Genomic DNA, 20,184 nt, shown 5'->3' with positions numbered 1-20,184 from the left:
GGCGCTCAGCTGCGAGGCAATCTCTCACGCGCCCAGGCTTCGGTGGTCAGGTTGCGCATCAACGCCAGCTCGTCTGCCTCATGCTCACGCATCAACGCCTGGGCACGCCGGACATAGTCGCCTTCCTGGCCAGCCACAGCCTGCATCTCAAGCACTTCCAGGCGCTCATGGAAGGGCGCAGCCAGGGCCTGGAAGCGCTCTGGATAGGTTTCGCGCAGGTAGTTCTGCCAGTAAGGACGCTCCACCAACGCATCGAGCATGGCCACCGGCGTGTCGGCCCTCAGTACATCCAGTTCCGCACGGCTCAGGTCGGCGAGGCTTACGTGGGCAAACGAGGCAAAATGCATCTGCTCCGCAGAGGCCGGCAGATCAAGGGCGGCAGCCAGGCGTGAGCGGTAATAGAGCCGCGTTTCGATTTCGTCGACCTCAACCAGGCGCTCCGCGCGCATGCGTTGCACATGGCGGGCAGCAATCTGGTCCAGCAGGTCCATACGGTGCAGTTGCCGGCCCAGGCGCAGGAAGCGGGCTTCCCGTGCCTCAACAGGGACGCCTTCGATTCCTTGGTAAGCCAGAATACCCACTTCCATCTGGTTGAGCATCAACAGCAAGCGGTCATCGCAACTGCGCGGGGCGTCGGCCTCAAGGAACAATTGCTCGCGCAAGGCTTCGTTGTACTTACAGGCGTCCAGGATATGCCAGACCCGCCGGCGATAATGGCGCGGATACGCTTCAAAATCCTCGCTCTCGGCAAAATCGGCAAGGAAACGGAACAGCCCTGCCGAACCCGGCTCCTCCTGCAAACGGTCCCATGTGGCTTCGCGGCGCGCACGCAGCGCTTCGTTGCGGCTGGCCACCCATTTGGCGCGCGTCTCGGCGTCCACCGCTTCATGGGCATACGACGCCCCATTCCTGGCCCGGGTTTCAGTGACGCCGCGGGCCTCGTCGAGAAACTGCACGCTGCTCTCGCTCAGCGGATTCTCATGCAGGTTGAGCCTTTGCAAACGCAGGCGCAAGCCGCGCATTTCCCGTTGCAGCTCGCTGATCCGGTTATCCCGAAGATCGATGTGCGCACGCAATGCGACACGCTGGTGAATCTGGCCGATATCAGCCTGCCCGGTGGCACGCAGACGCACCTCACGAATGTGCGGCAAAGCCGAGAGATCGGGCATGCCGTTGAGCGGGTTGTAGTTGAGGATCAAGGTATCCAGCAGGTGCAGCCCTGCCAGACGGCGGCTTCCGGCCTCATCCAGGGTAATCTGGTTGCTGCCCAGATCAACCCTTCTCAGCTGGGTAAGCCCTTCGATACCTTCAGGCACGCGGCTCAACCGGTTGCCGCTGAGATCAAGATCGACAACATTCGGGAACAGCCTGAGGAATGATGCATCGATGTTCTGCAGTTGCATGTTGCGCAGCACCAGCCTGCGCACATGCACGTAGTCGACCCCTGCGGGCAGGCTGGGCAACGCGTCGACATGCTCGCCGTCTATGGTCAGTTCATACTGGTCGTTAGCGTCTACCAGCTTGCGCCGCCAGCTACGGCGTAGCGTATCGGCGACGCGACGGCGGCGGATGGCGTCGATCGGCGTTTGCCAATCGGCCTGCCACTGGCGCAGCGTGTCGCGCAGTTGGGTGAGCTGGCGCTGCAGCACCTGATAGTGATCCCACAGGTTTTCACCGCGCTGGCGCACCGCATCCATGTACACATCCAGCTGCAGTTCGCTCAGGGTCGGGAAGATCTGGTGGATACCTCGCCGTATTGCCTGGCGGCTACTTTCACCTCCGCCGCTGAGCCGGTAGGCCAGGCGTCCATCGGCAAAGCGCCGTGGCGGACGCACGCCAGCGCCCTCCGGGACGAGGCCGATCAGCCTGACGGCTTGCTCACGCTCCTTCGCGACACTTTCTAGCAAGGCATCCCGTAATTGCGTCACTTGCAGATCGGCGCTGCCCAGAGCTGCCTTCTGGCCAGGCTCCAGAGTCTGCAACAACACTTGCAGCAAAGAGCCGGGATTGCCTGTCGGTTGGTCAGCCAGTGCATATGCCTGCTCATGCTTGATGATTACCCTTGTCTCGCTTGCAGCCTCGCCCTGGCTTGCGAACAACAACGGGCCTTCGCGGCTGGCCACACGCAATTCGACACGAACCGAACCAGGCCACGGCGCCTTGCGCTCGATCAGTCCCAGGATCAGCTTCTCGCCATCGGCATTAAGCAATGCCGGCAGCCGGATCCCCAGGCTGGCCCGGTCAAGCCGGCTGTCACGAACGTACCAGCGCGCGCGCTCTGCCATCCCAAGCGGTACCCTGGGCCCGGCAAGCAGTTGCTGCTGCAGGGACGAGCTGCTGTGGTCGATGATTTCCTGTGCGCCCCTGGGGGTCAAACCACTGAACACCGCCATCAATTTCGCTTGCCCAGTTGCAAGCGGCTCACGCATCTGCTGCAGCGCCTGCTCCAGCGCCTGACCACGCAGATCGGGTCGGCTTGCATGCAGCTCAAGACGCTCGTGCATGTCGAGCAATCGGGCTGGCACGGCCCCCCGCTCGAGGTTCAAGCGCCGCAACTGGTCGATATGCAGGCCCGTCGCATCCATCAGCACACGGGCCCTGGACGAGAGCAAATGGTCGAAATGGCCGCCCGGCAGGCCTTGGAGCAGCACCAACGGGTTGTCTTCGGCAGGCAGATAATGAGGGTTGTGCCTCAGCCTCACCGCGCCTTCCGGCACCACCTTCGGCTCCAGCGCATCCACCCATGGCACACGCTTGATGCCGTGAAGCAGCCCAGCGGTCGCACCTGCCAGCACCACGCCCTGGACTACGTTGAATACATGGTCCAATGCCCCCTGGCGATCACCCAGTCGCCAGTCCTGGTAGCCTTCGTATACCTCATCGAGCAATTGCACAGCGCTTACCGCCAGCAACAGCTCACCCAGCACTGGTGCAACGAAGGCCGCCAAGCCCAGAAGCTCCAGCCCTGCGGACTGCATGTCCTGCAAGCGCTTGTGCCTGCTCAAGCGGTCTTCTTCATCGGTAGGCACCGCGATGAATCGGGCATCGTCGTAGATTCTGGCTTGCACCTGAGCCTGGGCATGGCTGAATACCTCGCCGTCAACCGGCAGGTTGCGCCCATCCAGCTCCATCGGCTCTCCTGCCACGGCACGCGTCTGCGCACGCGACAGTGCCGCCTCGAAGCGCTGTCGCTCCCGGGCCCTGACGAAGCGGCGGATGAAGGCCTTGAATGGCTCTTTTTTCAGGCGTGTCGCCAGGTCGTCATAGAGCGCCTCCCACGAGTCGTAATGACGCAGGCTTTTCTCGGGGTCACCAGGTATCCAGACGATCACTTCATCGAGGGCCGCACCGGGCGCAGGTCGCCATTCCAGGGTAATGATCCCGACCATGCAACTGCCCAGCAGAAACAACTGGCGCGGAGTCAGCGTGCCGCCCTGGTAGGCTGGTAGCGGCGGTTGCTCCAGCGCTGGCAGCAGGCGCTGCAAGTCCCGCTCATCCAGCTGACCGTTGATCCTCCCCTCATACAGTGCGGTCTTCATCTGCGTGCGCAGGCTGTCCTGAAACAGCTGGTCGATCGCCTGGCGTGCCCGATTCGCCGGTTGACCGCGGCCGGCCTTGGGTTGCAGCACACGCTTGAGCAGTGCCTGGTAGCGCCCGCCGATGTCCAGCCGACGACTCAGTTGGACAAAGCGTTCGTAGGTCATGGGCAAGCGCGCCCTTTTGGCGTCGGTCAGATGCGCCTGGCGCAATAGCCAGGGTTCGGCCTCTTGCGCTTCGAAGTTGTGCATCGCCGATGCAAGCAGCGACTGGCGGGTGGTGTAGGTAATGCTCGGGCGGTGAAGCCGTTCCGCCGCCGAGGGGAGAGGAAACGCTTCAGTGACCACGGTGAACGCGTGCCGTGGATTGACATGGCCAAGCCCCGCCTCGACCAGGGCCGTTTCCAGCAACGGCGCGGCAAAGTCTTCGATGCTCGGTATGCGGCCCAACAGGTGATGCAGTTGGTCGGCAACCTGCTGCTGCGCACGCAAGGCCTTTCGGTAGGGTTCGAGATGGCGCGTCTCGGCTGCGTTCAGCCAGGTGGGCAACTGACGGGCTATCAAATGATCGACCGACGCAGACGGGAAAAGATCGGCAGATGGCATGGCGCTGACTCCTGGCTTTAAAAACTCGCAGGACATCACGCGCAGTAACGGCACCGGTGGTATTTATGGCTGGGCAGCGGCGCCAGGCCGTTCGTTCGGATTTCCGAACGAACAGAACGAGCCCGTTCGGAAAACCGGCGATTTTCCGTGACATGGAAATGTTCACGATCGAAGGACGCCCTGTAATCTTGCGGCCTTACGATCGATATCTGAGCTTGGCACGACTCATGCTCTACACTTGGTAGCCGAATGCACTCGCTTCTTGCTGTATTCGTTGAACGAAAGAGTCCGCCAACGGCTCCATAAAAAAAACAAACACGTCGAGGAAAATTTGATGCGCATCGTTCGTCAATTGCTGGGCGCCGCCATCGCGGCCGCTGTGATCGCTTCGCCAGCCATGGCCGAGGAGCTGACCGGCACCCTGAAGAAGATCAAGGAATCGGGCACCATCACCCTGGGCCACCGCGACTCCTCCATCCCGTTTTCCTATCTGGCCGGCAAGCCCGAGCCCGTGGGCTACTCGCATGACATCCAGCTGGCTGTCGTCGAAGCCCTGAAGAAACAACTGAACGTGCCCGAGCTCAAGGTACGCTACAACCTGGTCACCTCCCAGACTCGCATCCCGCTGGTGCAGAACGGCACCGTTGACCTGGAGTGCGGCTCCACCACCAACAACGTCGAACGCCAGCAGCAGGTCGGCTTCACGGTCGGTATCTTCGAAGTCGGCACGCGCCTGCTGACCAAGGTCAAGGACGGTCAGCCGGCCTACAAGGACTTCCCGGACCTGGCTGGCAAGAACGTGGTGACCACCGCCGGTACCACTTCCGAGCGCATCCTCAAGGCGATGAACGCCGACAAGCAAATGAAGATGAACGTGATTTCCGCCAAGGACCACGGTGAAGCCTTCAACATGCTCGAAAGCGGCCGCGCCGTGGCCTTCATGATGGACGACGCCCTGCTCGCCGGCGAAATGGCCAAGGCCCGCAAGCCGTCGGACTGGGTCATCACCGGTACCCCACAGTCGTACGAAATCTACGGCTGCATGGTGCGCAAGGATGACGCCGCCTTCAAGAAAGCGGTGGATGACGCCATCATCGCTTACTTCAAGTCGGGCGAAGTCAACAAGAGCTACGACAAGTGGTTCCAGCAGCCAATCCCGCCAAAGGGCCTGAACCTGCAGTTCCCGATGAGCGACGAGTTGAAGAAACTGATCGCCGAGCCGACCGACAAGGCCGCCGACGAGAAGAAATCCTGACCCCCAGCCCGTGGCCTGTTGCGCTGCAAAGCGCCAATTAAACCGGCAGGCCACCCGTTAGTGTCTAACCTTTCATCCGAGGGCCGTATGCCCTCGGATGCTGGAAGGTGCCCGTGAAACAACCGTCTGAGGGGAAATCCCGATGAATTACAACTGGGACTGGGGCGTGTTCTTCAAGTCCACCGGCGTGGGCAGCGAGACCTATCTGGACTGGTACCTCACCGGTCTGGGCTGGACCATCGCCATCGCCATTTCTGCCTGGATCATCGCCTTGCTGCTGGGGTCGCTCCTCGGCGTCATGCGTACCGTGCCGAACCGTCTGGTATCAGGCATCGCCACCGTCTACGTGGAACTGTTCCGCAACGTGCCGCTGCTGGTGCAGCTGTTCATCTGGTACTTCCTGGTGCCAGACTTGCTGCCCGAGGGCCTGCAGGAATGGTTCAAGCAGGACCTCAACCCGACCACCTCGGCGTTGATCAGCGTGGTCATCTGCCTGGGCCTGTTCACCGCCGCCCGTGTTTGCGAGCAAGTGCGTACCGGTATCCAGGCGCTGCCGCGCGGCCAGGAAGCCGCTGCCCGGGCCATGGGCTTCAGCCTGTCGCAGATCTACACCAACGTGCTGTTGCCGCAAGCCTACCGGATCATCATTCCACCGCTGACCTCGGAATTCCTCAACGTCTTCAAGAACTCCTCGGTGGCATCTCTGATCGGCCTGATGGAGCTGCTGGCGCAGACCAAGCAGACCGCCGAATTCTCGGCCAACCTGTTCGAGGCCTTCACCCTGGCCACGCTGATCTACTTCACCCTGAACATGGGCCTGATGCTGCTGATGCGCATGGTCGAGAAGAAAGTCTCGGTGCCCGGCCTGATTTCCGTAGGGGGCAAATAAATGGACATGGATTTCAGCGAAATCACTCCGGCCCTGCCTGCCCTTTGGGAAGGCATGGTCATGACCCTGCAGCTGATGATAATGGGCGTGGTTGGCGGCATCGTGCTGGGGACCATCCTGGCCCTGATGCGCCTGTCGTCGAGCAAGCTGCTGTCGAACGTGGCCGGCGCCTACGTCAACTACTTCCGCTCGATCCCGCTGCTGCTGGTCATCACCTGGTTCTACCTGGCGGTTCCGTTCGTGCTGCGCTGGATTACCGGCGAGGACACCCCGGTGGGTGCCTTCACCTCCTGCGTGGTGGCATTCATGATGTTCGAGGCCGCGTACTTCTGCGAAATCGTCCGCGCCGGCGTGCAGTCGATCTCCAAGGGCCAGATGGGCGCCGCCCAGGCCCTGGGCATGACCTACGGCCAGACCATGCGCCTGATCATCCTGCCCCAGGCCTTCCGCAAGATGACGCCACTGCTTTTGCAGCAGAGCATCATCCTGTTCCAGGACACCTCGCTGGTATACACCGTGGGCCTGGTGGACTTCCTCAACTCGGCACGCTCCAACGGCGACATCATCGGGCGCTCCCATGAGTTCCTGATCTTCGCCGGTGTCGTGTATTTCCTCATCAGCTTCTCCGCTTCGTGGCTGGTCAAGCGCCTGCAAAAAAGGATCGCCGTATGATTTCCATCAAGAACGTCAACAAGTGGTACGGGGACTTCCAGGTACTGACCGACTGCAGCACCGAGGTCAAGAAGGGTGAAGTGGTGGTGGTCTGCGGCCCGTCGGGCTCGGGCAAGTCCACACTGATCAAATGCGTCAATGCCCTGGAACCCTTCCAGAAAGGTGACATCGTGGTCGACGGCACCTCGATCGCCGACCCCAAGACCAACCTGCCCAAGCTGCGCTCGCGTGTGGGCATGGTGTTCCAGCACTTCGAGCTGTTCCCGCACCTGTCCATTACCGAGAACCTGACCATCGCCCAGCGCAAGGTGCTTGGCCGCAGCGAAGCGGAAGCGACCAAGAAGGGCCTGGCCCTGCTCGATCGCGTCGGCCTCGGTGCCCACGCCAAGAAGCACCCCGGCCAGCTGTCCGGCGGCCAGCAGCAGCGCGTGGCGATTGCCCGCGCCCTGTCGATGGACCCGATCGTCATGCTGTTCGACGAGCCGACCTCGGCACTGGACCCGGAAATGGTCAACGAAGTACTGGACGTGATGGTCGAGCTGGCCAATGAAGGCATGACCATGATGTGCGTGACCCACGAAATGGGCTTCGCCCGCAAAGTGGCCAACCGCGTGATCTTCATGGACAAGGGCCACATCATCGAGGACTGCCAGAAGGAAGATTTCTTCGGCAACCCGGGCGCCCGTCACGAGCGTACCCAGCACTTCCTCAGCAAGATCCTGCAACACTGATGTTGCCTCACTGAACCGGTCGGCGCTGCAGCCCTTTCCAGCAGCAGCGCTGGTCGTGACAAGGCCACTGTGATGAAATGCGATCCTTCGCTTCTTCTCCCTGCCAAGCCCGCCGTGAAATCCCGCCTGCTCCGCCAATTGCTGTTGCCGCCTTTGATCATCCTGCTGATGGTCGGGCTAGGCCTGGCTGGCTACCTGGTCAGCGAAAGCAACGGCATCCGCATTCTCAGCGAAAACGGCGAGCGCCAGCTGGAGCTGCATGCGCGCACGGTAGAAAGCGAAATCAGCAAGTACACCTACCTGCCGAGCCTGCTTGAGCTGGAAGACAGCGTCTCGCAGCTGCTCACCGACCCTGATGGCGGTTCACGTCAGACCGTCAACGAATATCTCGAAGGCCTGAACCGGCGCAGCCGCAGCCGGGCCATTTTCGTGCTCGACACCAATGGCCGGGTCCAGGCTACCAGCAACTGGCGCGATGCCGACTCGTTCCTCGGCGAAGACCTGTCGTTCCGCGCTTACTTTCAGACTGCCGTACGCGGCGAGCCAGGGCGCTTCTATGGCATCGGCAGCACCACCGGCGAGGCCGGCTATTATTTGGCCCATGGCTTGGAGGAACACGGCAAGATCATTGGCGTGGCAGTGATCAAGGTGCGCCTGGATACCCTCGAAGAGCGCTGGCAACGGGCCCGCCTGGAGGCGTTCGTCAGCGACGAGAACGGCATCATCATCCTCTCAAGCGACCCGGCACGGCGCCTGAAGTCGGTGCGCCCACTGACACCACAGATCAAGGAGCGCCTGGCGCGCAGCCTGCAATACTACTGGTGGCCGCTGAACGAGCTGCAGCCGCTGGCCCGCGAAATCCTGGCCGATGGCGTGGAGAAACTGACCTTCCCGGCCAACAGCGAAACCGCCCAGGGCAAGGTCCGCGAAATGACCTACCTGGCCCAGACCCGGCGCCTGGCCGATACGCCCTGGCACTTCACCCTGCTGACCCCGCTGCAGGACCTGCGCCGCGAATCCATGGTGCAGGGTATCCTGGTGGGCGTGGCCTTCGCCTTGCTGGCGATCCTTGGTATCGCCTGGAACGAGCGGCGCAAGGTGATCGCCACGCGCCTGGCGGCCCGCGAAGCACTGCAGGAAGCCAACAGCCAACTGGAGCGACGGATTGCCGAGCGCACCGCCGACCTGCGCGCCAGCAACGAACGCCTGAAGGGCCAGATTCGCGAGCGCCGGCATGCCGAGCAGACCCTGCGCCACGCCCAGGATGAGCTGGTACAGGCCGGCAAGCTGGCCGCTATCGGGCAGATGTCCACCAGCATTGCCCATGAACTGAACCAGCCGCTGGCGGCGCTGCGCACCCTGTCCGGCAACACCGTGCGCTTCCTCGAACGTGGGGCGCTGGAAACCGCCAGCACCAACCTGCGCACCATGAACGACCTGATCGACCGTATGGGCCGCATCACCGCCAGCCTGCGCTCGTTCGCCCGGCGCGGCGACGACAGCGGCCAGGCCTCGCTGGCCAAGGCGGTCGATGCCACTCTGCAAGTGCTGGCCAACCGCATCAACGCCTGCCACCTGCAAGTGCACCACCAGTTCGAGGACCAGCAGTTGGCCATCGACCAGACCCGCCTGGAGCAGATCCTGGTCAACCTGATCGGCAACGCCCTGGATGCCATGGCGGCGCAGCCGCTACCGCAACTGTGGCTCGAAGGTGAACTGCAGGGTGACAAGTACCGTTTGCAGGTGCGCGACAATGGCCACGGCATCGACAGCGAGGCACGCAAGCACCTGTTCGAACCTTTCTTTACCACTAAACCGGGCGAACACGGCCTGGGCCTGGGCCTGACCCTGTCGGCGAGCCTTGCCGCCGCCGCCAAGGGCAGCCTCAACGTCGAGCATCCCGCCAGCGGCGGCACGGCCTTCGTCCTGGCCCTGCCGCTGGTCCCCTCCCCTAGCGAACCGGCAGAGCACCCATGAACCAAGCGCCTCTTACCGTCCTGATCGTCGAAGACGACCCGCATGTGCTGCTCGGCTGCCAACAGGCACTGGCCCTGGAAGACATCGCCTGTGAAGGCGTGGGCAGCGCCGAGCAGGCACTGGAACGCATCGGCGACGACTTCGCCGGCATCGTCGTCAGCGATATCCGCCTGCCCGGCATCGATGGCCTGGAGCTGCTCAACCGCCTCAAGGCCCGTGACCGCAGCCTGCCGGTGGTGCTGATCACCGGCCACGGCGATATCGACATGGCCGTAGGCGCCATGCGCAATGGCGCCTACGACTTCATGGAGAAACCCTTCTCCCCCGAGCGCCTGGTTGACGTGGTGCGCCGCGCCCTGGAACAGCGCGGGTTATCCCGCGAAGTGGTCGCCCTGCGCCGCCAGCTGGCGGAGCAAAGCAGCCTCGAGGGTCGCATCATTGGCCGCTCGCCGGCCATGGAACACCTGCGTGAGCTGATTGCCAACGTGGCCGATACCTCGGCCAACGTCCTGATCGAAGGCGAGACCGGCACCGGCAAGGAGCTGGTCGCCCGCTGCCTGCACGACTTCAGCCGACGCCACGGCCAGCCGTTCGTGGCACTGAACTGCGGCGGGCTGCCGGAAAACCTGTTTGAAAGCGAGATTTTCGGCCACGAGGCCAATGCCTTCACCGGTGCAGGCAAACGGCGCATCGGCAAGATCGAACACGCCAACGGTGGCACGCTGTTCCTCGACGAAGTGGAAAGCATGCCGATCAACCTGCAGATCAAGCTGCTGCGAGTATTACAGGAGCGCACCCTGGAACGGCTGGGCTCGAACCAGAGCATTCCGGTGGACTGCCGTGTGATCGCCGCGACCAAGTCCGACCTGGATGCCATGGGCCAGAGTGGCCAGTTCCGCAGCGACCTGTACTATCGATTGAACGTGGTGACCCTGGAGCTGCCGCCGCTGCGCGAGCGACGCGAAGACATCCTGCAACTGTTCGAGCACTTCCTGCAGCAGTCGGCGCTGCGCTTCGACCGTGAAACACCGACGCTGGACAGCCAGACCCTGTCGCGCCTGATGGCGCATGACTGGCCAGGCAACGTGCGGGAGTTGCGCAACGTGGCCGAACGCTATGCCCTTGGCCTGCCAGCATTCAAGAAAGGCCCCAGCGGTGGCGCCAGCCAGGGTTTGGGCTTTGCCGAAGCGGTGGAAGCGTTCGAGCGCAATCTGCTCAGCGATGCGCTGCAACGTACCGGCGGCAACCTCAGCCAGGCCAGCCAGGAGCTGGGCATGGCCAAGACCACACTGTTCGACAAGGTAAAGAAATACGGCCTCGGCTGACCTCAACCCTCAATCCGGAAAGACAACGTGGACCTGGTCTTCAAAGCCGCCCTCGGCGCTGGCGTGGTAGTGCTGCTGGCGGTGCTGTCGAAAACGCGCAACTACTACATCGCCGGGCTGGTACCGCTGTTTCCTACTTTCGCCTTGATCGCCCATTACATCGTCGGCAAGGGGCGCAGCATTGCCGATCTGAAAACCACCATCCTGTTTGGCATGTGGTCGATCATTCCGTACTTCGTGTACCTGGCGACCTTATATGTACTGGTCGACCGCATGCGCCTGGAGGTGTCGCTAGCACTGGCTACGGTGGCCTGGCTGATGGCCGCGACGGTGCTGGTAACCTTGTGGGTACGGATGCACTGATCCCTATTGGCGTGGATTTCTTCGCGGGCTCGCCCGCCAAGCAGGCGTCGCCGATTCAAAGCCCGGCGATGTGCGTGACATCCTGCCGGTGCGCCTGCAGATAAGGCAGCACCGCCCCCAGCAATGGCGCCTTGAACGGTTCCTGAAAGCGGTGCGCCAGCCCCGGTATCAAGCGCAGCTGGCTGCCCTGGATATGCGCCGCCAGATGCACACCGTGCATCACCGGCAGCAACGGGTCGGCAGTGCCATGGACCACCAGGGCCGGCACCCGTAGCTGGTTGAGCAACTCGACCCGGCTCGGCTCGGCCAGTATCGCCATGATCTGGCGCTTGGCCCCCTCTGGGTTGAACGCGCGGTCGTAGGCCACGGCCGCCTGGTGCAGCAAGGCGGCACGGTCGTCTGGCACCTCGGGGCTGCCCAGCGCGGCCAGCAGGTCGGCCTGTTGCTCGATGGCCACTTCGCGGTTAGGTGCGCTCCGCCGAGCCAGCAACTGCACCAGCGCCGGGGCCGGCGCCGGCAACCCCGCCGCCCCTGAACTGGACATGACCAGCGTCAGGCTGCGCACACGCCCTGGCGCCATGGCCGCCAGGTGCTGGGCGATCATGCCGCCCATGCTCACCCCCAGCACATGGAACTGACGCACCCCCAGCGCGTCCATCAGGCGCAGGCCGTCGTCCGCCATGTCGGTCAGGGTATAGGGCGCTGCCACCGGCAGCCCCAGCTTGTAGCGCAGCAGTTCGACCGTCAGGTTGGCCGACGGTGGCAGCTGGTTCCAGCGGGACAGGCCGACATCGCGGTTGTCGTAGCGAATCACTCGAAAGCCCTGGCGGCATAGCGCCTCGACCACATCGTCCGGCCAATGGATGAGCTGCCCGCCCAGGCCCATGACCAGCAACAAGGCAGGGTCGCGCGGCGCTCCGACGCTCTGGTAGACCAGGCTCACCGCACCCAGGTCGGCGCGCTGCACCGGCACCTGGGCGTCACAGCGCTGCTCGGCGAAACTCGCAGGTGCGCCGAGCACAAAGAAAAGAACAAGCCAAAAAGCCCGCATGAAAGAAACACCAGAATGCAGATCCCCAGTAGAGCGCGATTCTGATGAATTCTGTTCGGGCGCGCTGCCACAGTTCGGTGACAGTTTGATGACGCCCGCCGGACGGTGTGACCAAACGCCCAGTCGACAGCCGTTGCAACATGAGGGAAACTCAACTCATTCCCTGTTTTCCAAAATCGATCCCCCGGAGTCAGCTGTGCTGGAGATCCGCCACCTGAAAACCCTTCATGCCCTGCGCGAGGCCGATAGCCTGGTGGAGGCAGCCGAACGCCTGCACCTGACCCAGTCCGCGCTTTCGCACCAGTTCAAGGAACTGGAAGAGCGCCTGGGCATGCCGCTGTTCGTGCGCAAGACCAAGCCGATCCGCTTCACCAGCGCCGGGCTGCGCCTGCTGCAACTGGCCGATGCCACCCTGCCGCTGCTGCGCAGTGCCGAACGTGACATTGCCCGCCTGGCTGGTGGCACCGCCGGGCGCCTGCACATGGCCATCGAATGCCACAGCTGCTTCCAGTGGCTGATGCCGACCATCGACCAGTTCCGGGATGCCTGGCCGGAAGTGGAACTGGACCTGGCCTCAGGTTTTGCCTTCGCCCCGCTGCCGGCGCTGGCCCGCGGCGACCTCGACCTGGTGGTGACCTCCGACCCGGTGGACCTGGCGGGCATCACCTATGTGCCACTGTTCACCTACGAGGCGATGCTGGCGGTGGCCAACCAGCATCCACTGGCCAGCAAGCCCTACATCGTGCCGCAGGACCTGCTCGACCAGACGCTGATCACCTACCCGGTAGAACGTGATCGCCTGGATATCTTCACCCGCTTTCTGGAACCCGCCGACATCGAGCCGGCGGCCGTGCGCACTTCGGAGCTGACGGTGATGATGATGCAACTGGTGGCCAGCGGCCGTGGCGTATGCGGCATGCCACACTGGGCGCTGCATGAGTACAGCTCGCGCGGCTACGTCAAGGGCAAGCGCCTGGGCGAGAAAGGCCTGTTCGCCACGCTTTATGCCGCGGTGCGCACCGACATGCTGGATGCGCCGTACATGCGTGACTTCCTGTTGACTGCCAAGGACACCTCGTTCGCCACTCTCGATGGCGTCAGCGCGGTGCGCTGAGCGCCTGGTAGAACAACGGCAGGATCAGGTCGCGGGTCAAAGGGGCCAGCTGCATGGCGGGCGTCTGCTCAGCGCTCAGCCATACCACCTCTTCGATTTCTGCAGCCGGGGCCACGGCTGCAGCGCTGTCGACACGGAACAGTTCGGCCTGCACCTGAAAGCCCGGCTCGTTGGCGGCCGGGGCACTGAATTGGCCCAGATGCACAGCCTGGGTCGGGTCGACGTGCAGGCCAAGTTCTTCATGCAGCTCGCGCACCAACGCCTCGACCGGCGACTCACCGGCATCGATCTTGCCACCGGGCTGCATGAACGCCTGGGTACCACGCTTGCGCACCAGCAGGGTTCGGCCCTGGGGGTCGATCAGCAGGGCGGCGGCGATGCGGATAGTGTTGGGCATGGGCTCGGCTCACTTGAATCAATGGCCGGCGAGGATCCCATGAGCTCATTGCCCTGACAAGCCCAGTCGTCCCTGTGCCTGCCTGACGAACGGCCCCTTGCCAACCCGGCCCGCCCCCTCCATAACCACCACATGAACCTGCCCGCCAAACACCACCCGGTGCTCGAACTGTTCCACCCTGCCGTGCGCACCTGGTTCCGTCGCTATTTCGCCACGGTCACCGACGCTCAGGCCCGTGCCTGGCCGCTGATCCAAGCCGGTCAGTCGCTGCTGCTGGCGGCACCGACCGGCTCGGGCAAGACACTCAGCGCCTTTCTGGCGGTGCTCGATGAACTGTTCCGTCAAGGCCTGGAGCACCAGGGCGCGCTGCCTGCGCAAACCCAGGTAGTCTATGTTTCGCCGCTCAAGGCGCTGTCCAACGATATCCGCCTGAACTTGCAGGCCCCGCTCGAAGGCATCAGCCAGGCCCTGGCCGAACAGGGCCTCGACGCGCCGCGCATCACCACGGCCGTGCGCACCGGCGACACACCACAAAAGGAACGCGCCGCCATGCGCAAGCTGGCACCGCACATCCTGGTAACCACCCCCGAATCGCTCTATGTGCTGATGGGCTCGGCTTCGGGCCGTGAAGGCCTGGCCAGTGTGCACACAGTAATCGTCGATGAAATCCATGCCCTGGCCGGCAACAAGCGCGGCGCTCATCTGGCATTGACCCTGGAGCGCCTGCAGGCCCTGTGCAAGCAGCCACTGCGGCGTATCGGCCTGTCGGCCACACAGCGCCCGGTCGAGCGGGTGGCGCAATTCCTGGTCGGCACCGGGCGCCCCTGCGCGATCGTCGATGTCGGCCATGCACGGCAGCGCGACCTGGCCATCGAAGTGCCACCGGTACCGCTTGGCGCGGTGATGGCAACGGACGTCTGGGGCCTGGTCTACGACCGCCTGGCCGAGCTGGCGCGGGAGTACCGTACCACCCTGGTGTTCGTCAATACGCGGCGCCTGGCCGAGCGCATCACTCGCCACCTCAGCGATCGGCTGGGCAAGGAGGCGGTGGCCGCGCACCATGGCAGCCTGGCCAAGGAACTGCGCCTGGACGCGGAACAACGCCTGAAAAACGGCCACTTGCAGGTACTGGTGGCCACCGCATCGCTGGAGCTGGGCATCGACATCGGCGACATCGACCTGGTCTGCCAGATTGCCTCGCCAGGTTCTATCGCAGCCTTCCTGCAGCGGGTTGGCCGCGCCGGCCACCAGGTCGATGGCGTGCCCAAGGGGCGCCTGTTCCCCACCTCGCGCGACGACCTGATCGAATGCGTAGCCCTGCTCGACAGCGTCCGCCGTGGCGAACTGGATGAGCTGCACATCCCCCGGGCGCCACTGGACGTACTGGCCCAGCAGATCGTTGCCGAGGCCAGCAACCAGGCGTGGCACGAACAGGCCCTGTACGACTGCCTGCGCCAGGCCACGCCCTATGCCGAACTCGATCTGCAACACTACCAGGCCCTGTTGCGCATGCTCGCCGAAGGCTACAACGGCCGCCAGGGCGTGCGTAGTGCCTACCTGCACCGCGACGCGGTCAGTGGCACCCTGCGTGGCCGCCGAGGTAGCCAGCTGACCGCGCTGACCAGTGGCGGCACCATCCCCGACAACGCCGACTACGCCGTGTTGCTCGAGCCACAGGCGCTGAACATCGGTAGCGTCAACGAAGACTTTGCCGTGGAGAGCATCGCCGGCGATATCTTCCAGCTGGGTAACGCCTCCTATCGCATCTTGCGCGTGGAACCGGGCCGGGTGCGGGTGGAAGATGCGCATGGCCTGCCGCCGACTATTCCGTTCTGGTTGGGCGAGGCGCCGGGGCGCAGCGATGAGCTCTCTGCCGCAGTGGCGCGGCTGCAGGCGCAGATCGATCAGCACCTGGCGCAGGCCGGCGGCAACCAAGCCGAGGTGCTGGCGTGGTTGCAGAAAACTTTTGAACTGAGCCAGGCCAGCGCCAGCCAGTTGCTGGATTACCTGGCCCGCACCCGTGAAGTACTCGGCGCCCTGCCCTCGCAAGAGACCCTGGTGATGGAGCGTTTCTTCGATGAGTCCGGCGGTACCCAGCTGATCATCCATTCACCCTACGGCAGCCGCATCAACCGCGCCTGGGGCCTGGCCCTGCGCAAGCGCTTCTGCCGCACCTTCAACTTCGAGTTGCAGGCAGCCGCCAGCGAGGACGCCATCGTGCTGTCGCTGTCTACCAGCCACAGTTTCGAACTGGACGAGGTGTGGCGTTACCTGAACAGCCGCAGCGCCGAGCCGATCCTCGTCCAGGCCCTGCTCGATGCGCCGTTGTTCGGCGTACGCTGGCGCTGGAACGCCAGCGTGGCCATGGCCTTGCCGCGCTTCGTCGGCGGGCGCAAGGTGGCGCCACAGGTTCAGCGGATAAAGAGTGAAGACCTGGTGGCCGCCGTGTTCCCCGAGCAGATCGCCTGCCTGGAAAATATCGTCGGCGAGCGGCAGATTCCCGATCACCCACTGGTCGAGCAAACCCTGGACGACTGCCTGCACGAAGCGATGGACAGCGAAGGCTGGCTGGCGCTGCTGCGGCGTATGGAAAGCGGTACGGTACGCCTGCTGTGCCGCGACCTGCCGGCCCCTTCGCCATTGGCTTCAGCCATCCTCAATGCCCGCCCGTATGCCTTCCTGGATGACGCGCCGCTGGAGGAACGGCGCACCCAGGCGGTGCTCAACCGACGCTGGAACGACGTGCACAGCGGCGACGATCTGGGCGCGCTGGATGCCGATGCCATTGCTGCTGTGGCTGCTGAAGCCTGGCCACAGCCAGGCAATGCCGACGAAATGCATGAAGCATTGATGGGGCTGGGGGCCATCAGCCAGACGGAAGTACAGGGCAATCCCGGCTGGGACATGCTGCTGCGCCAGTTGGCCAACGCCGGACGGGCGATGTGCCTGGTGGACGAAGGGCTGTGGCTGGCGCGTGAGCGCTTGAGCCTGTTACAGGTGCTGTACCCCGGCGCCCGTCTGCAACCTGCACTGCCGCTTCTACCAGGCTTCGATCAGACCAGTGAGCCGGATAACGCGTTGGTCGAACTGCTGCGCGCCCGCCTCAGCGCCCATGGCCCGCTGACCCAGGCACAGATTGCCGCACCGCTGGGCAAGCCGCTACAGGCCATCGAACAGGCCCTGGCCCGCCTGGAAGCCGATGGCTATGTACTGCGCGGGCATTTCAGCCCTGGTGCGCACGAACTGCAATGGTGCGAGCGCCATCTGCTGGCGCGCATTCACCGCTACACGGTCAAACGCCTGCGCCGGGAAATCGAGCCGGTCAGCCTGCAGGACTTCATGCGTTTCCTGTTCGACTGGCAGCACCTGGCCGCTGAGCAGCGTCTGCGCGGGCCGCAAGCCGTGGCCGAGGTACTGGGTCAGTTACAAGGCTTCCCGAGTGCTGCCGGCGCCTGGGAAGCCGAGCTGCTGCCGGCACGCATCCAGGACTACAGCCCGCACTGGCTCGACGATGCCTGTCGCAGCGGGCAGTTTGCCTGGAGCCGCCTGGCCACCACGGTGTCGAGCAGTACCTTGTCCAGCACACCGCTGGTGCTGCTACCGCGCGAGCACCTGAATGTGTGGCGCAGCCTTGCTCCGGTGCCCGCGCTGGAGAGCCTTGGCGCGCGGGCGCAGCGCGTACACGAGGTGCTGCAGGTACAGGGCGCGCTGTTCTTCGACGAACTGACCGACGATGCCCACCTGCTGCCCAGCGAACTGGAAACGGCCTTGCAAGAACTGGTAGGCGCAGGCCTTGTGGGGGCCGACAGTTTCGCCGGCCTGCGCAGCCTGATCACCCCGGCGGCGAAACGTGCCTCCCGCAACAGCCTACGTGGCCGCCCGCCGCTGACCAGCAGCATGGCGCATGCCGGGCGCTGGGCCTTGTTGCGCCGGGGTGCGGTGGACGACAGCCAGCGCCTGGAGCACATCGCCCGGGCCCTGCTGAGACGCTATGGCGTGGTCTGCTGGCGACTGCTTGAGCGCGAAAGTGACGTGCTGCCGCCGTGGCGCGAGCTGCTGCGCTGCTACCACCGGCTGGAGGCGCGCGGCGAGATTCGTGGCGGGCGCTTCATTGCCGGGCTGGCGGGCGAACAATTCGCCTTGCCGGAGGCGGTGGGGCTGCTACGACAGGTACGGCGCCGTGAACGGGACGGGGCACTGGTGGCGGTGAGTGCCAGTGACCCGTTGAACCTGATCGGGTCGTTGTTGCCGGGGGCGAAAGTGCCGGCGGTCACTGGCAACCGCCTGTTGTATCGCGACGGGGTGCCGGTGGCGGTAAGGGTGGCCGGGCGCTATTCGTTCCTGGTCGAGGCGTCGGCCCAGGAGCAGGACGGTTGGCGGCAGAAATTGCTGCGCGACGCGCGCTGACAAGCGCTCGCACCCTGTGGGAGCGGATTTACCCGAGAAGAATGCACCACGGTGTATGGCACCAGCTGTGCCGATGTTCGCGGGCGGACAGTTTCCAGCCCTGCAGAGAAAAGGCGGCCTGACAGAACCCGGGCTATTACGCCGCCCGTCGCGACACAACGCCGCTGCTACAGGGGATATGCTGTTCGTTGTAGGAGCGCCCTTGTGTCGCGATGGGCCGCGCAGCGGCCCTGGGGATTTCAGGTCATGAAGCCGTGCTCGCCACACCTTGCTCTTCTTTCGGTGCCAGACGCAAGGCGTAATACAGCACCGTCAGCAGTACCAGGAACGCCGGGCCGATATACAGCGCCACGCGGGTATCCTCGAAGTACGCCATCAGACCAACCACCAGCACCAGGAAGGCCAGCGCCAGGTAGGAGCTCAGCGGCCACAGCCACATGCGGTACTTCAGTGCCTTGCGCTCGGCGCTGCTGAGGCCGGCGCGGAACTTCAGTTGCGCGAGGAGGATCATCACCCAGGTCCAGATCGCGCCGAAGGTAGCGATCGAAGTGACCCAGACGAAAACCTTCTCCGGCACCAGGTAATTGGCCAGCACGCCCAGCAGCAACGCGCCGATCGACAGCAGCAGCGCATTGCGCGGCACGCCGTTCTTCGAGGTACGGGCAAAGGCCGCCGGGGCCTGGCCGTTCTGCGCCAGGCTGTAGAGCATGCGCCCGGTGCTGAAGATGCCGCCGTTGCACGACGACAGCGCGGCGGTAATGACCACGAAGTTGATGATACCGGCGGCGGTCTTGATGCCGAGACGCTCGAAGGTCATGACGAACGGGCTGCCCTGGCTGCCGATTTCGTTCCACGGGTAGATCGACAGGATCACGAACAGCGCACCGACGTAGAACAGCAGGATGCGCCAGAATACCGAGCCGATAGCGTGCGGAATGGTCTTCTGCGGGTTGCGTGCTTCACCAGCGGTCAGGCCGATCATTTCGACGCCCAGATAGGCGAACATCACCATCTGCAGCGACATCAGCACGCCAGTCACGCCATTAGGCATGAAACCGCCGTTGCTCCACAGGTTGGAGATGCCCACCGCTACACCGTCATTGCCCAGGCCGAAGGCAATGATGCCAATGCCGCCAAGGACCATGGCGATGATGGTGACGATCTTGATCAGGGCGAACCAGAACTCGAATTCGCCGAATGCCTTCACCGCCACCAGGTTGACCGCGCCCATGCTGCCCAGCGCCGCCAGGGCCCAGATCCAACGCGGTACGTCGGGGAACCAGATGCCCATGTAGATGGCTACCGCGGTAATTTCCGCAACGCAGGTCACCAGCCACAGGAACCAGTAGTTCCAGCCGGTAAGGAAACCCGCCAGCGGGCCCAGGTAGTCTTGGGCATACCGGCTGAACGAACCGGCAACAGGATTGTGCACGGCCATTTCGCCAAGGGCGCGCATGATCACCAGGATGGCCAGGCCACCGATGATGTAGGACAGCATGATGGCTGGGCCAGCCATTTCGATGGCCTTGGCCGAACCGAGGAAAAGACCGACACCGATACAGGCGCCCAGCGCCATCAGACGGATGTGCCGTTCGCCCAGTTCACGCTTGAGCGGGCCGCCTTCAATGGCCTGGCCGTGGGCAGGGTGGTTGCCGACTGGCATAGCAATACAACCTCGTTTTGTTATTGGATTTGACCTTCGTGCAGCACCGGCCAGGCCGATAGACGTGGCGTTGGCTTGCCGAACTGACCTTGTGGGCCGGTCCGGGTGCCGGAATAGAGCGTCCGGCTGGGCGAAGGGGCAAGCAGTATAGGAAGACCGTTGTAGGGATTGTCGCTGTATATAGCGGAATAATCAGCG

General features: G+C 63.8%; 14 protein-coding genes. 10 read left to right on the top strand and 4 right to left on the bottom strand.

The window, feature by feature from the left end:
* Positions 1-5: 5 nt before the first annotated feature.
* Positions 6-4,142 (bottom strand): NEL-type E3 ubiquitin ligase domain-containing protein, encoded by a 4,137-nt coding sequence (locus HU760_RS06220; RefSeq protein ID WP_186677701.1) that lies wholly within the window; start codon positions 4,140-4,142, stop codon positions 6-8.
* On the opposite strand from HU760_RS06220, the gene HU760_RS06215 reads away from it, so the two are divergent.
* The 8 genes from HU760_RS06215 to HU760_RS06180 all read left to right on the top strand — a co-directional run bounded on the left by HU760_RS06215 (position 4,141) and on the right by HU760_RS06180 (position 11,354).
* Positions 4,141-4,293 (top strand): hypothetical protein, encoded by a 153-nt coding sequence (locus HU760_RS06215; protein WP_186677700.1) that lies wholly within the window; start codon positions 4,141-4,143, stop codon positions 4,291-4,293. The genes HU760_RS06220 and HU760_RS06215 overlap by 2 nt on opposite strands.
* Positions 4,294-4,476: 183 nt before the next feature.
* Positions 4,477-5,397, top strand: a complete 921-nt coding sequence (locus tag HU760_RS06210; RefSeq protein ID WP_186677697.1) for a glutamate/aspartate ABC transporter substrate-binding protein — start codon at positions 4,477-4,479, stop codon at positions 5,395-5,397.
* Between the two features lie 142 nt (positions 5,398-5,539).
* The gene (locus HU760_RS06205) at positions 5,540-6,286 is read left to right on the top strand and encodes an amino acid ABC transporter permease (protein WP_186677696.1); all 747 of its coding nucleotides are present in this window, start codon (positions 5,540-5,542) and stop codon (positions 6,284-6,286) included.
* The gene (locus HU760_RS06200) at positions 6,287-6,958 is read left to right on the top strand and encodes an amino acid ABC transporter permease (RefSeq protein ID WP_186677695.1); all 672 of its coding nucleotides are present in this window, start codon (positions 6,287-6,289) and stop codon (positions 6,956-6,958) included.
* Positions 6,955-7,689, top strand: coding sequence for an amino acid ABC transporter ATP-binding protein (locus tag HU760_RS06195; protein ID WP_170031962.1), 735 nt, complete (start codon positions 6,955-6,957; stop codon positions 7,687-7,689). The genes HU760_RS06200 and HU760_RS06195 overlap by 4 nt, the downstream gene beginning before the upstream one ends.
* 72 nt (positions 7,690-7,761) lie before the next feature.
* A complete protein-coding gene (gene aauS / locus HU760_RS06190) occupies positions 7,762-9,666 on the top strand; it encodes a two-component sensor histidine kinase AauS (RefSeq protein ID WP_186677694.1) in 1,905 nt (634 codons plus the stop codon).
* Positions 9,663-10,991 (top strand): two-component response regulator AauR, encoded by a 1,329-nt coding sequence (gene aauR / locus HU760_RS06185; protein ID WP_186677693.1) that lies wholly within the window; start codon positions 9,663-9,665, stop codon positions 10,989-10,991. The genes aauS and aauR overlap by 4 nt, the downstream gene beginning before the upstream one ends.
* A 27-nt stretch (positions 10,992-11,018) precedes the next feature.
* Positions 11,019-11,354, top strand: coding sequence for a GlpM family protein (locus tag HU760_RS06180; RefSeq protein ID WP_186677691.1), 336 nt, complete (start codon positions 11,019-11,021; stop codon positions 11,352-11,354).
* A gap of 55 nt (positions 11,355-11,409) precedes the next feature.
* On the opposite strand, the gene HU760_RS06175 is transcribed toward HU760_RS06180, so the two are convergent.
* Positions 11,410-12,405 carry an alpha/beta fold hydrolase gene (locus HU760_RS06175; RefSeq protein ID WP_186677689.1) on the bottom strand — a complete coding sequence of 332 codons (996 nt, stop codon included), beginning with the start codon at positions 12,403-12,405 and terminating at the stop codon, positions 11,410-11,412.
* Between the two features lie 196 nt (positions 12,406-12,601).
* On the opposite strand from HU760_RS06175, the gene metR reads away from it, so the two are divergent.
* Positions 12,602-13,519 carry a transcriptional regulator MetR gene (gene metR, locus HU760_RS06170; protein WP_170031974.1) on the top strand — a complete coding sequence of 306 codons (918 nt, stop codon included), beginning with the start codon at positions 12,602-12,604 and terminating at the stop codon, positions 13,517-13,519.
* On the opposite strand, the gene HU760_RS06165 is transcribed toward metR, so the two are convergent.
* Positions 13,503-13,916, bottom strand: a complete 414-nt coding sequence (locus HU760_RS06165; RefSeq protein WP_186677687.1) for an NUDIX hydrolase — start codon at positions 13,914-13,916, stop codon at positions 13,503-13,505. The two genes, metR and HU760_RS06165, sit on opposite strands and share 17 nt — an antisense overlap.
* Positions 13,917-14,048: 132 nt before the next feature.
* Here HU760_RS06165 and HU760_RS06160 point away from each other — a divergent pair, with 132 nt between their 5' ends.
* On the top strand, positions 14,049-18,323 hold the full coding sequence (locus HU760_RS06160) for a DEAD/DEAH box helicase (RefSeq protein WP_186677685.1): 4,275 nt from the start codon (positions 14,049-14,051) through the stop codon (positions 18,321-18,323).
* Between the two features lie 244 nt (positions 18,324-18,567).
* Here HU760_RS06160 and HU760_RS06155 read toward each other — a convergent pair whose 3' ends face one another.
* Positions 18,568-19,986 carry an amino acid permease gene (locus HU760_RS06155; RefSeq protein ID WP_186677683.1) on the bottom strand — a complete coding sequence of 473 codons (1,419 nt, stop codon included), beginning with the start codon at positions 19,984-19,986 and terminating at the stop codon, positions 18,568-18,570.
* Positions 19,987-20,184: the final 198 nt, after the last annotated feature.

Source organism: Pseudomonas oryzicola (assembly GCF_014269185.2).
Taxonomy (GTDB): Bacteria; Pseudomonadota; Gammaproteobacteria; order Pseudomonadales; family Pseudomonadaceae; genus Aquipseudomonas; species Aquipseudomonas oryzicola.
The sequence above is the reverse complement of the archived record's forward strand: the minus strand, read 5'-3'. Positions and strand labels throughout refer to the sequence as shown.